This window comes from Rhizobium sp. SRDI943, from assembly GCF_057653695.1.
Window position 1 is genome coordinate 263174 of record NZ_JBYGKN010000002.1, and the last position, 13095, is coordinate 276268.

Annotated in this window: 12 protein-coding genes; 10 read left to right on the forward strand and 2 right to left on the reverse strand. The window is 59.1% G+C overall.

Going from position 1 to position 13095, the window contains the following annotated elements:
* Positions 1-71 precede the first annotated feature (71 nt).
* Entirely contained in the window at positions 72-1082 is a 1011-nt protein-coding gene (locus tag AC245Y_RS25375) for an Lnb N-terminal periplasmic domain-containing protein (protein WP_017996109.1), read from the reverse strand.
* 221 nt (positions 1083-1303) lie between these two features.
* Complete coding sequence (locus AC245Y_RS25380) at positions 1304-1891, reverse strand: peptidoglycan-binding domain-containing protein (RefSeq protein ID WP_017996108.1); 588 nt, start codon at positions 1889-1891, stop codon at positions 1304-1306.
* Positions 1892-2090: 199 nt separating this feature from the next.
* Here AC245Y_RS25380 and AC245Y_RS25385 point away from each other — a divergent pair, with 199 nt between their 5' ends.
* The 10 genes from AC245Y_RS25385 (at position 2091) to AC245Y_RS25430 (ending at position 13084) form a co-directional block, all read left to right on the forward strand.
* Positions 2091-2327: a hypothetical protein gene (locus AC245Y_RS25385; protein WP_210302872.1), complete on the forward strand. Its 237-nt coding sequence runs from the start codon at positions 2091-2093 to the stop codon at positions 2325-2327.
* Positions 2324-3730 carry a His-Xaa-Ser system radical SAM maturase HxsB gene (hxsB, locus tag AC245Y_RS25390; RefSeq protein WP_017996106.1) on the forward strand — a complete coding sequence of 469 codons (1407 nt, stop codon included), beginning with the start codon at positions 2324-2326 and terminating at the stop codon, positions 3728-3730. Before AC245Y_RS25385 ends, hxsB begins: the two co-directional genes overlap by 4 nt.
* Positions 3727-4812, forward strand: coding sequence for a His-Xaa-Ser system radical SAM maturase HxsC (gene hxsC, locus AC245Y_RS25395; protein ID WP_017996105.1), 1086 nt, complete (start codon positions 3727-3729; stop codon positions 4810-4812). The genes hxsB and hxsC overlap by 4 nt, the downstream gene beginning before the upstream one ends.
* Entirely contained in the window at positions 4809-5405 is a 597-nt protein-coding gene (hxsA, locus tag AC245Y_RS25400; RefSeq protein ID WP_017996104.1) for a His-Xaa-Ser repeat protein HxsA, read from the forward strand. Before hxsC ends, hxsA begins: the two co-directional genes overlap by 4 nt.
* 346 nt (positions 5406-5751) lie before the next feature.
* Positions 5752-7206 carry an ATP-binding protein gene (locus AC245Y_RS25405; RefSeq protein ID WP_017996103.1) on the forward strand — a complete coding sequence of 485 codons (1455 nt, stop codon included), beginning with the start codon at positions 5752-5754 and terminating at the stop codon, positions 7204-7206.
* A 191-nt stretch (positions 7207-7397) separates the two neighbouring features.
* The gene (locus AC245Y_RS25410; protein ID WP_050563543.1) at positions 7398-8684 is read left to right on the forward strand and encodes a GGDEF domain-containing protein; all 1287 of its coding nucleotides are present in this window, start codon (positions 7398-7400) and stop codon (positions 8682-8684) included.
* 150 nt (positions 8685-8834) lie between these two features.
* A complete protein-coding gene (locus AC245Y_RS25415; protein ID WP_017996101.1) occupies positions 8835-9578 on the forward strand; it encodes a FadR/GntR family transcriptional regulator in 744 nt (247 codons plus the stop codon).
* Positions 9562-11160, forward strand: a complete 1599-nt coding sequence (locus AC245Y_RS25420; RefSeq protein ID WP_017996100.1) for an ABC transporter substrate-binding protein — start codon at positions 9562-9564, stop codon at positions 11158-11160. Before AC245Y_RS25415 ends, AC245Y_RS25420 begins: the two co-directional genes overlap by 17 nt.
* Before the next feature lie 83 nt (positions 11161-11243).
* Entirely contained in the window at positions 11244-12203 is a 960-nt protein-coding gene (locus AC245Y_RS25425) for an ABC transporter permease (RefSeq protein WP_017996099.1), read from the forward strand.
* A gap of 2 nt (positions 12204-12205) precedes the next feature.
* Positions 12206-13084, forward strand: coding sequence for an ABC transporter permease (locus AC245Y_RS25430; RefSeq protein WP_017996098.1), 879 nt, complete (start codon positions 12206-12208; stop codon positions 13082-13084).
* The last annotated feature ends 11 nt before the right edge of the window (positions 13085-13095 follow it).

Sequence of the window (13095 nt, forward strand, 5' to 3'; positions counted from 1 at the left end):
GTCGTCAAAATCTCGGTACGCGTTATGTTGCCTGCTTAGCCGTTTTGCTTGATCAGCGCTTCGGTGGAGGGTCACAACGCGTCCTGCGGCGACGGGACGGCGACGCGAATGGCCTGCGAAAAATTCGGTGAGACACCGTCGTCGTGCGCCCTTGCAGCGATGTGTGCGGCCGAGCGCAGTTGCGACAAGGGAACCGAAATGTCCAGCGCGCCACGGTCATAGGCGTATTCCGGCAGATATCCGTTGACGACGAGGCGCCAGTCCGTCGGCACGGCGTCGCCTGCGACGTGCATCATCTTGATGATCGTCGTCGTGCAGTTGGCCGTCAGCGAATTGTAGAAGGCGGGCGTGGCCGCAAGCGCGTTTGCGTCGGAGACGTACTCTCGCAGAAGGAGCCTCGCAGCCGCCGGCGACGCCCTCAGGCGATAGATCTGGACGTCCTCACCGCGAAAATTGGAGCGGAGGCCGATCACATCTCTTTCGTCTGCGGCGAGGATGATGAGAGGGCTGTTTTTGAAGAGGTCCGCCAGCGGTGAGAACGAACCTCCGGAAAGGCGACGCACTTCGATAGACCACGCCAGATAGCGGCCGTCGTCGAAGCCGAAGCTCATGATGACATGCGCGATGGTCGGACCTGACCAGTAAGACATGAACATGTCGACGCTCTTCAGCTTGTTCAGGTCATAACTGCGCGTCGTCCATCGTTCCGTGAAGTCGGTGGAGCTGCGCCACTCGAAATCGCGGACATTTGTCAGCGTCAACAGATCACCGTCGAATTCGCCGGTGACCTGACGATCGACGTCCGGAGCCCACGCTCCATTTGCCTGCGGCTCGATCGTGCTCCACCAGACGAGGACAAGGACGAACGCGGCCGCAAACGCGAGGACCGCACGAGAGCGCCTTCTGCCAAAGAGCGCCACGACGACGGAGGCGCCAAAAAGCCCGAACAAGATGGCGCTGGCGTGCCTGCCGACCTCGGGCAACGGAAAGCGGTACCAAAGCGCGAGCGACGACCAGGCCGATGCGAAGGCGACAAGCAACACAAGCACTGCAATGACGATCGCACGGACCGGTCGAACCATTTTGCTTTTCCAAACGAGTTTGAAGCGTCCGTCCCTATCCAAAACTACGGGCACTCGCATCCTCCATTCGGTATAGCCTGAATTCCGTTTGCGTGACCGACGGTGCCAGACAAGGCCAAGATATGCCTCCGGAAATCATTCCGCTCCCTCGAGAGCATCACGGGGCGAAAGAGGAAGGCCTCCAACACGACGAATTCTCGCAGCTATCCGTCTTCGATTTTTCAACGCCCAGCGCGGCGGCCATCAACTGGCCGGCCCGATTTGTCTCCAGCCTTGGATCGAACCGGCTGCACGCTGCTTTTCCTTGATTTTCCCCGGAAGAAAAGGAAGGCCACTATCATGAGGAATACGATGACGAGATAGCCGGAACTGTCTCCGCTCTTGCTCCCGCTTCGGTTTCCGATGGGGATGGCGGGAGCCGGCGGCGACACTTGCCGCGAAAGGCTCACCGGCTCGGAAGAAAGGACCTCAAGCTTTGGATCGACCGAAGGCACGATGGGTGCCGCAACCACATCCACCGGCAGCGCGGCAGGCTGCGCATCGGCAATCGAACTCGGAAATAGCGCGTTCAGCGAATCCTGGGTCACGACGCCGGAAGGCGTGAGCCCATGGGCCCGCTGAAATCCCTTGAGTGCGGCGACGGATTTCGATCCCCAGATCCCGTCTGGCGTGCCCGCGTCGAAACCCTGATCGGCGAGCGCCTTCTGGACGTCGCGAACCGGCCTGATTTCGGCGTAGGCCTGTCCTGTCGAGATCGCGCACAACATGCACACAACCACCAATGCCGCGAATTTCGCTTGGATTTCCATGTCACTCATCCCCCGAGACGGGTGACTATACACCGCTGGGTTGACGCGCCAACGCTCTCGGCCCTCCCGCAACACCGGTCGCTACAACTTTTCTGTCCAGTTGGCGCAAAGTCCAAAAAAAGTCGGCATCAACTTCGGCGTTTAGATTCAGGAATCATCGCAACCAATCTATGCTATCACCTTCTGGTTGCTCCTCAGGATGACACAAGTGAACCTGGACATCGCGCCGATCTTCCGGCCCTACCTTGATGAAGCCATAGCGCGCTTCTCCTATCTGCATCCCGAGGTGGCCGTCACCACCACGGAGGGCGGCGTCGAGGTGAGCAGTTCCGACCTCGATCTGATCGCCGCATTTCGGCATACGCTTTATCGCCAGAAGATCCATCGTGAGACCGATATGCTTCGCCGGGCAGTCATCGAAAGACTGCTGCGATGACCGTGATGCCGCTGAAGTTCCGGCCGATCGGCACGGGAGGCTTCATCTTTTGCGATGACGCCGGGGGATTCTTTCGTTCCAACGAGACGTTCCTCGATCGCTACGTTGAGGACAGGCTGGCGCCCGGCGATGAGGCTTTTCTCAAGACGAACGGGCATGCTTTCGAAAAGAGCGGCGACCTCGCCTATAGTGCTTTCGCCTACCGATGGGCCAAGCGTCTGCACGCCCCGTCCGAGCTCGACTACCTCATTCTCGTGCCCACACTGCGCTGCAATCTCTCCTGCGCCTACTGCCAGGTCAGCCGTGTCAACGAAAACGCAGTCGGACATGATTGGGATGCGGCAACGCTCTATGCCGTCCTCGGCTTCCTCGACGGGCTCTCGGCGAGGACGATCAAGATCGAATTCCAGGGCGGCGAACCCCTCCTTCGACTGGACATTCTAAAGGAGGTCCGCGCCTTCGCGCGGCAGCGTTTCGAGATGGCGCAATTCGTTGTCTGTACCAATCTTCAGGAGGTGAGCGAGGAGGCCTGGGATTTCCTGTCGTCACAAGACACCAACATCAGCACCTCGCTCGATCCCACAATCGACCTGCATCAACGTCACCGGACCGAAAGCGCTGCGACGACGCAGCGGTTCCTCCGGAACCTGGCGCGTGCGACGAACGCCTGGCCCGAGCGGGTATCAGCACTACCAACCTTCGACGTCGATGCCCTGCCCGATCCCTGCAACGTCATCGACCTCTACTCGTCCTTTGGCTTCCGGTCGATCTATCTGCGCCCGGTCAATCATCAGGGCTTTGCCCGAAGACGCTTCCGGACAAAAGATGTCGCCGGTCGCTGGAGCGACTATGTCCGTCGATTCATCATGGCCCTCATCGAACATAACGCGACATCGGATCAGACGATGGAGGAGTTCTACTTCTCCCACTGTCTGCGGCGTGTCGCGCGCGGCGGTCATGACAATCATGTCGACCTCAGGAACCCTAACATCGTCGGCAGAAGTTATTTGGTGATTGACCACGACGGTTCGTTCTATCCGACCGACGAGGCGCGCATGATCAGCCGGCTCGGCCAGATCGATCTGCGCATGGGCGACGTCCGCACGGGACTGGATCGGACAATCGTCGATGCGCTGAACATGGAGGCGCTCAATCTCTTTGACGCAGATTGCGTGCACTGTCCCTATCAGGCCTTCTGCGGCGTCGACCTCATCGATGACCTCTCCAGATATGGGCGGATCGATCTGCCCCGCCACCAAACCGACTTCTGCCAGCGGCATACAGCGATCTTCGATCTCGTTTTCGAGCTGCTTTTTTCCGACGACCCGAAGGTGCGGAGATCGATCGCGCTATGGTCGGGCCTGGAGGAGATCGATCCGCTATTGACGAAGGTCCACTCATGATCGACCTGCGCATCAAGGTCGAGCCGCTTCCGATCGTGGATCCTCTCATCGTCAGACTGCGAAACGAGGCAGACGATCTTGGGCCGAATGACGCTGTCCTGATCGGGACCGATAGAGCTCGGCGGGAATACAACTTCCAGGGCTTCTCGCTCACTCTCCATGCGTCGGACGGAGTCGCGCTCGATAACGACGTCATCATGATCCTGCCGGGACAGGCAAGCGCCCGGCGGCTCATCAGGGCGGATTCGCAGCACAACACGTTTCTGATCACCGAGCAGTGCGACCAGCTGTGCCTCATGTGTTCGCAGCCGCCGAAGAAGAACCATGTCGACCTTTTTGCCGAACTGGAGACCGCCGCCTCGCTCGCGCCGACGAATGCCTATATCGGCCTCTCCGGCGGCGAGCCTCTCCTACATAAGGGCAAGCTCTTCGACATGCTGCTGTCGCTGTCGAAGGCCCGGCCCGACCTGAAATTCCACATCCTGTCGAACGGCCAGCATTTCGACGAAGTGGACATCGCCACGCTTCAAGAGATCGGCCCCGAGCGCATCCTCTGGGGTATCCCGCTCTATGCGGCTGAGACAGAACTCCACGACGCCATCGTCAAGAAGCAGGGTGCCTTCGACCGGCTCCTCCAATCCTTCGCTATCCTGTTCGAGGCAGGTGCTGCCATCGAGCTTCGAACGGTTGTGATGCGGCAGAACGACATCAACCTGCCTGCGCTGGCCGGCTTCGTTGGCACAGCCCTCCCCTTCGTCGAACGCTGGGCGATCATGCAGCTCGAAAACATCGGCTTCGGCCGCATGAATTGGGATTCGAGCTTCAAGGACACCTCGACGGATTTCGACAATCTCGCGCGCGCCATCAGTATCGCGACCGCAAGAGACGTGCCCGTCCAGCTCTATAATTTCCCGCTCTGCTCGGTCCCGGAGCGCTACCGCCACCTCGCGGCAGCGTCGATCTCCGACTGGAAGAACAGAAAGGAGCCCTTCTGCACAACCTGCTCCGCACGGCAGCGATGCGGAGGGTTTTTCGAATGGTATGATCACAGGAAAGGTTTCAAGGGGCTGGGGCCGATATGAAACGACGCGTATTTCTCATCCCGTCGCTGTTGGCGGCAGGATTCCTGCCGGTAAAGACTGACGCCATGCCGCTTGATCCGATCGTCAAGAAACCAGACCCGCATTCGATTCTCGAGCGGCTGAAGATCAGACATCTCTATTCGCTGGCCGGCCACCGCTCCCACTCGAGCCACAGCTCGCACAGCTCCCACTCGAGCCACCGGTCGAGCGGAGGCGGCGGCTACCTGCCGAGCGCGACCTATAGGAGCCCCTCCTACAGTGAACCCTCGCCACCGCCGCCACCTCGCTACACCGCGCCAACCTATTCCCCACCGGCAGCTCTGATTGCACCGGCGCCCGCTCCTGCGCCGGCCGCTCCGCAGCAGATGGCACCCGAGAAAACACTGCCCGGAAACTCGAACAAGTTCAGGCGGATCGTTATCCAGGTGCAGTCGGGATTGACTGCGTACGGTTATTACGCTGGCTCCCTGACTGGCGTCGTCGACGAGGACACGCGCGCGGCGCTGAGCCAGATGCAGAAGGACAACAACCTCAAGGTAACCGGTACGGTAACGACAGAGGTCTTGAACGCATTCGGGATTGCAGCACGATAGCGATTGGAATGCCCTGCCGCTCTATACGCAGCGCTTTTCCGACATAACGGCGATAGTAGTCAAGCCCCATTACAGCCATCATTACCTTGTTTTTATTCTATTTATTTCGGGTCTAGATGCGTGAGCAATCGCGATCCCGACAAAAGGGGATAAAGACAGGGCGCCGTATCTAGGTCATCGGGGCGACCTGCTTCTCCCTCGCCGCATTCAAAACGCGGATAAAACGCGTCGCTCACTTCTTGTTACCATCGCATTGTTTTTGCTGAAAAAACTCACCCCTCTCACCTGAGTGGACCGTGACGATAGGGGCGAATCTGATATAAGGGGGATAAAACGAGGAAACGAAATGCCTATCCATGATCCATGCGCTTTGCTCAACCGGTTGCTTCAAGAGCCGAACGAAAGTGGGTGGCTGGAATTCAAGGTCAATAACAAGGATCCGCGCGAGATTGGTGAGTATGTTTCCAGCCTCGCGAATTCATCCATGCTGGCTGGCAGGGATCGTGCTTTCCTTGTCTTCGGCGTGGAGGACCGCTCGAAAGAACGGGTGGGGACCGAACTCCGTTTGCAAAAACTAAAGCAGGGAAACGAGGATTTTACAAATTGGCTGAGCCGGATGATCGAGCCGCGTGTCCTCATCGAGGTTCTGGATTTCTCGTGCGATGGCCTTGCCTATTCCGTGATTGCCATCGAACCGTCCTATGAACGGCCCGTAAAGTTCAGCGGTGTGGAATTCATCCGGATTGGGGAGAACAAGAAAAAGCTCGCCGAGTTTCCGGAGCATGAGCGGGCGCTGTGGATAGCGACCGGAAGGCGCCGCTTCGAGACAGCCGTGGCTGCATCCAACGTGACCACGGAAGATGTTTTCGCGCTCCTGGATCCGGATCCTATGTTCGATTTGACCGGCGAGCCAAGGCCCAAGAACCAAGAAGAGGTGACCCGCAAGATGGCGGATCGAGGGTTTGTTCTGGATAATCTTGAGGGCCGGTTCGACATTACCAACCTCGGCGCCATCATGTTGGCCCGCGACGTCACGGCTTTTCCCTCCATCGCCGGGAAAGCCGTTCGCATCGTCAAATATACCGGCCGCGATAAATCTCGATCCGACTTCGAACAGGAAGGCAAGAAGGGCTACGCCGTCGGTTTCACCGGCATGATGAAATTCCTGATGGAACGCCTGCCCAAGGACGAACGCTATATCGACGGGGTTCGACGCATGGTTCCGCACTTCCCGGAAACAGCTATCCGGGAAGTGATTGCCAACGCACTCATCCACCAGGATTTCATGGCGACCGGCGTCGGTCCTGTGGTCGAGATCTATGATAACCGGATCGAGGTCAGCAATCCGGGTAACTCTCTGATCAGTACCGACCGAATCCTCGACGAACGACGCTCCCGAAACGAAAAACTGGCAGCGATTATGCGTTCATTCGGCCTCTGTGAGGAACGCGGTGGCGGTCTCGACAAGACGCTAATTGAGATCGAAGCAGAGCATCTCCCGGCCCCCGATTTCATCTCATCCGAAAACTCAATGCGTGTCGTGCTGTTCGCGCCCAAAAGCTTCAACCAGATGTCGAAGGCAGAGAAAATGCGGGCGTGCTTCTTTCATTGTATTCTGCGCTGGCTAACTCACGATTACATGAGCAACGCAACTCTCCGGGAACGGTTCTCGCTTCCGGCCGAAGAGTATCAGGCAGTTTCCGCAATTATCGCGGAATCGATCAAACTCGGCCGCATCGCACCGGCAGATCCGGACCAGGGCAGGAGAAACGCGAGATACGTTCCGTACTGGGCCGTCTAAGGCAAGTGACCGCCTTGACAGGAATCGAACCGTGAATTCGGTCTGGCATGAGTGAGACTTTGGCCCGATATGATACGTTTACGACATACTGTCGTCCGCTGGTACAAAATCATTAGGGCAAGCAGATCGTCTTTTGGGGCGGAATTCGCGGCCCGTCTTGTCTCCGGTCGTCTGCTCCCTAGATCCGACACATGGATACCGAGCGAACCACAGCTCCTATCAAATCGGTAAGGGCGTCTTCGCGGAAACCTCTCCAGAGGTTGAGCCCGGCCATTGTCGAGCAAGTCGAGCGCCTGCTCGGTGGACGCACGCGTGATATCCGCTTCAATGGGGAACTGGCTCAGCTTTTTGGCGAACGCTCCTGGCCGCGGACTGCCAAGATTATCCGCGCGTGGATGGTTTGGGTTATCGTGCTCGACGTCCTGACGTTGGGCCTCAACGCGATCTTGCTTCCGACCGAAACCGTCATGTCGATGCTTTGGCCAGCGTCTATCCTTCCCCCCGCGGCTCTTGTCGCCGCGATAGCCTTCCTGCGGCCGCACGCTTTGTGGGTGCAGGGCGTTTTCCTCCTCTCGGCTGTTTTTCTCATCCTCCTGTCGGTCGCCTTGGTGGGCGTGAACACCGGTGGCGAGTTTTATGAGCGGCATTTGACCATCATGCTTTTTGTGGCCGTCACTGCCATTATCATATTTCCCATTCCACTCGGTTGGGCGATGGCGATCGGTGCTTCTGCCCTCGGTATCTACCTTGTGTTTCAACTGCGCAATCCAGCCATCGAAGTGGGCAGTGCTCTGGCCGGGACGCTGTTTTTCGCAAGCGGTGTGGCTGCAACCGTCGTTGCCCGACGTACCGCAACCATCTTCGCTCAGAAGACTTTCTTGCTGGAGTTACGAGATCGAAGTCGCCTCGCGGAGCTTACCGACGCCAATTCCCAGCTGGAATTGCTGGCACGGACAGATCCGTTGACGGGTGTCGCCAACCGGCGCTCGATGATGGAAACGCTCCATTATTTCTGGAGCGAGGATCTTAAACGAACGAGCGGTGCGGCGATGCTGATGTGCGATATCGACGACTTCAAGCATCTCAACGATAATCTCGGACATGCCGAAGGCGACCGCTGCCTGGTGAAGGTTGCCGGCATCATTCAGAGCAGCATGAGAGACGAGCGGGACCAGGTCGCCCGTTACGGAGGCGAAGAATTTCTCGTCTTTCTCCCAGGCTCAGATGAGCAAGAAGCCAAGGTCGTCGCTGAGCGGATACGCAGCCGAGTGGAAGCTGCGTCTCTTCCAAACCCGACCTCCCGCGTCGTTGCTTATGTCACTGTCAGCATTGGAGTGGCCACGATGATGCAAGACAGTGAGCTTGTGTCAGCAGAGCACATGCAACGCCAAGCGGATGCGGCGCTCTACCTTGCCAAAAAGACTGGCCGCAACCGTGTGGTGGTCCATGCCGCAAAGGTCGACCAAGCCTCAGACTAAGCCGTTTGGCTATCGTGGTCTCCAAAACGACTGCCTTAAAAGGGCGCAATCTGGGTCCGGTGTCAGCCCTGTCAGCTTGACCATTTGACAGATATCCTACAAGTAGATATGTAACATCGATCTTATCGGCGATGCGGGAAAGTGACCGGCATGACATTGAAATCGATGAAGCCGTTGACGCGCGCGCCACTGCTGCATGTCTCCGTGCAGGAAAGTCTGCGCGCCTATATCGACGACAATGGCCTTGCGCCGGGAACCCTGCTTCCGGCCGAGGGAGAGCTCGCCACCCAGCTCGGTGTCAGCCGCAATTCGCTGAGGGAAGGCATCAAGGCGTTGGAATCGCTCGGCGTGCTGGATACGCGGCGCGGCGTCGGTATCTTCGTGAAGGCCTTTTCCTTCGGGCCGCTTCTCGACAACCTCGCTTACGGCCTCGGCGGCGCGCTGCGGCAGATCGAGGAGGTCCTCGAAATCCGCCGTACGCTGGAAGTGGGATTGATCGGCAAAACGATCGACGTGGTCGGCGAGCAGGACATCGCCGAATTGCGCGCCACCGTCAATCGGATGCGCGCCCAGGCCGAGCGCGGTGAAACCTTTGCGGAAGACGACCAGCTGTTCCACCGACTGCTGTTTCGCTGCCAGGACAATGAAACGCTGGTGCGGCTGATCGATGTCTTCTGGCTCGCCTTCTACAAGGCGTCGGATTTCGTCAACCTTGAAAATGCCGATCCGATGGCAACGTGGCGCGACCATGCCGCAATCGTCGATGCGATCGAGGCAAAAGATCTGGAGGAGGCGCGCAGACGCCTGGATCGTCACTACGAAGGCATTGCCCGGGTGATTGCCAACAACAAGACAAGTTCAAACGTGGGAGGAACACATGAAAAGACTGTCTAGATTATCCGTGATTGCGCTTGGCGCCCTGCTGTCGACGGCTGCCGTTCCAGCTCTTGTCGTTTCGGGCGTTGCAATAGAGGCCCAGGCAGCCACGCTGTCGGGCGGCTTCGATGTCGGTCCCGGAGGTTTCCAGGGCAACTTCAATCCGCTCGCCGCGACCGCCGGCTTCACCTGGCTCAGCGTCTATTACGAACCGCTGATCACTTATGACGAGAAGCTGCAGAAGGTCGTCGGCGCGCTGGCAAGCTCCTACGAGGTCAGCTCCGACCAGATGACCTACACGTTCAAGCTGGTGGACGCCAAATGGCATGACGGCAAACCGTTCACTGCCAAGGACGCAAAGTTCACCATGGGCCTTGCGATGGATGCGAAAACCGGCTCGGTGCTCGCCGCCCGGCTGAAGGGCATATCGTCCGTCGAGACGCCGGATGAGCACACTGTTGTCATCAAGCTCAGCGCCCCCAGCAGCAGTTTTCCCGACACGATGACCAAAGTGATGATGCTGCCCGAGCATGCGCTCTCCTCGATCCCGGCCGACCAGCTGGCGAAGAACACCTGGTGGTCCACAGCTCCGATCGGCACCGGTCCGTTCAAATTCACCAAATACGTCTCGGATCAATATGTCGAACTTGCCGCAAACACCGATTATCGCGGTGGCAAACCCGCACTGGAACGCGTCATCAATCGCTATTTCGCCAACCCGGCCGCAGCAATCGCTGCGCTGAGATCCGGCGAAATCCAGTTCACCTATGTCGATTCCAACGACGTGCCGACCTTCAAGGACAACAAGGACTTCCAGGTCATAGAAGGCAACTCTTTCGTCGTCAACTATCTGGGCTTCAACCACGAATCCCCGCTCTGGAAGGACGTGCGCGTCCGCCAGGCGGTAATGTACGCGATCAATCGCGATGCCATCATCCAGAGCCTTTATGGCGGTGCGGCCAAGCCTGCCAACTGCGCCTATGTCGCCGAACAGTTGATACCCCCTGATATCGACAGCTATGCCTATGATCCCGAGAAGGCCAAGCAGTTGTTGACGGAAGCCGGCTGGGACCAGATCAACGGCGGCAAGCCGATCACCCTTCTGACCTATTACACCACGCCGCTGGCGACCAACGTGCTTGCCGCAGTCCAGGCGATGCTTGCCCAGGTCGGCATCAACATCGTCCCGCGCGCCGTCGATGCGCCGACCTATAACAGCATCGTGCTCAATGCGACGCCGGATATCGCCCAGTTCCAGTTGGTTTATGCCGGGCTGCAGAACGGGCCGGATGCCGGAAGCATCAATGTCGGCCTCAACGAGAAGCAGATCCCTCCGGCCGGGCCGAATGTCGCCAGGGTTCGCATGCCTGACCTCACCAAGGCGCTCGATAGCGCCTTGGCCGAGCCTGATAGCACCAAGCGGGATGCCGCCTACCAGGACGTCTGCAAGGTGATGAACACCAACCTGCCCTGGGCGACGCTCTGGGTGGCAAACCGCTATGGCATCGTCTCGACAAAGGTGAAGGATTTCGTCTGGACGCCAGCGCCGGGCGGCGGCCCCTACCAGGCCAATCCGCAGAAATGGTCGATCGCCGAATAGGCGCTTTCCGGGAAAGCCTTGAGGGTGGCTTCGGCCACCCTGACAAGACGGCGGACAAGACGGCCCGATAAGACGGATTACCGATGCTCCAATACAGTCTCAGACGCCTGATCATAGGAATAGGCATGCTCGTCGCCCTGAGCATGCTGATCTTCCTGCTGCTGCGCCTGACACCCGGCGATCCAATCGATGCCTATATCGATCCTAACCTTCCGATGTCGCCGTCAGACCTTGCCGATCTGCGCCGAAGCCTCGGCCTCGATCAGCCCTTGCCGGTGCAGTATCTTGGCTGGTTGCAGCAGGCGGTGACGGGCAACCTCGGCTATTCGATCAAGCGTCTCGATCAGCCGGTTCTGGGGCTGGTGCTGTCACGGATCGGCCCGACAGTTCTGTTGATGGGCACCGCACTTGCCTTTGCCATCGTCGCAGGCATCACTTTCGGGGTGATCGGCGCCGTCCGCCGCAATTCGCTTGCCGATCTGTCCTTGTCGGTGGTTGCGCTTGCCGGTATTTCCAGCCCGGCCTTCCTCAGCGCGCTGATCGGCCTTTATATTTTCTCCGTCCGCCTGCACTGGATGCCATCAGGCGGCATGCTGACGCCGGGCGAGGAATCCTCGCTCGGCGATCTCCTCCACCATCTGATCCTGCCGGCGGCACTTCTGTCTGTCGCGCAAGCCGCATTGATCATGCGTTATATGCGCGCCTCGCTGCTCGAAGTTCTGAACCAGGATTACGTGCGCACGGCCCGCGCCAAGGGCGTTCGCGAGTTCTGGGTCATCAGCAAGCATGCCTTGCGCAATGCGCTTCTTCCGATCGTGACGCTGATCGGCTCCACTATCGGACTTGCAATCGGCGGCGCCATCTTCATCGAAAGCGTCTTCAACTGGCCGGGCATGGGGCTATTGCTCGTCGATGCCGTGCAGACCCGCGACTACCCCGTCATCATGGGGGCGACACTCGTCATCGGCACCTGCGTTATCGTCGTCAATCTTCTGACTGATATCACCTATGCGGTCGTCGACCCGCGCATCAAGGTGGGCTGACCATGCTGGCACGCTCGTCCGAACGCCGGAGCCCCGGACCATTTTCCCGCGCCTTCAGTCGGTTTCTGCTCAACCGCGCAGCTGTTGCCGGCGTCTGCATTGCCACGCCAATGCTGCTGCTGATCCTCTCCTATCCCCTATGGTGGGCTTTCCGGCCGAACGACATCGATCTTCTGGCCATGAATAGCGGCCCGACGGCAACGCACTGGTTCGGAGCCGACGGCGTCGGCCGCGACGTCTTCGCGCGCGTGCTCGAAGGCGGCCGGATTTCGCTGCTGGTCGCCGTCGCGTCGACTGCGCTTTCCGCGGTCATCGGGTTTCTTTTCGGGGCAATCTCGGCGCTTGCCGGACGCTGGACGGACGCCGTCTCGATGCGCTTCGTCGATCTGGTGATGACCCTGCCGCCCGTCATCTTCCTGCTTGTGCTCGCCTCGATTGCCGGCACCGGCATCTGGCCGACGGTGCTGGTCATCTCGCTGCTTTCCTGGCCGCTGCTTGCGCGTATGATCCGCTCTCGGCTGCTGGAATTGCGTGAACGCGACTTCGTCATGGCCGCCCGCGGCATGGGCGCCGGCATCGGCCATCTGCTCTTCCGCCACGGCCTACCGAACTCGATCGATATCCTCGTGGTCTATGCAACGCTGCAGATCGCCAATGCCATCCTGCTCGAGGCGGGACTGTCCTTTCTCGGTCTCGGTATCGCCCCGCCGGCGGCAAGCTGGGGCAACATGCTGAACGCGGCCCGCTCGACCGCCGTGCTCGAACAATATCCGTGGCAATGGCTCTTCCCCGGTGCCGCGCTGATCCTTGCCGTCCTGGCGATCAACTTCATTGGCGATGGCCTCAGAGATGCCTTCGATCCGCGTGCCGAACTGAACTGACAATCGAAAGA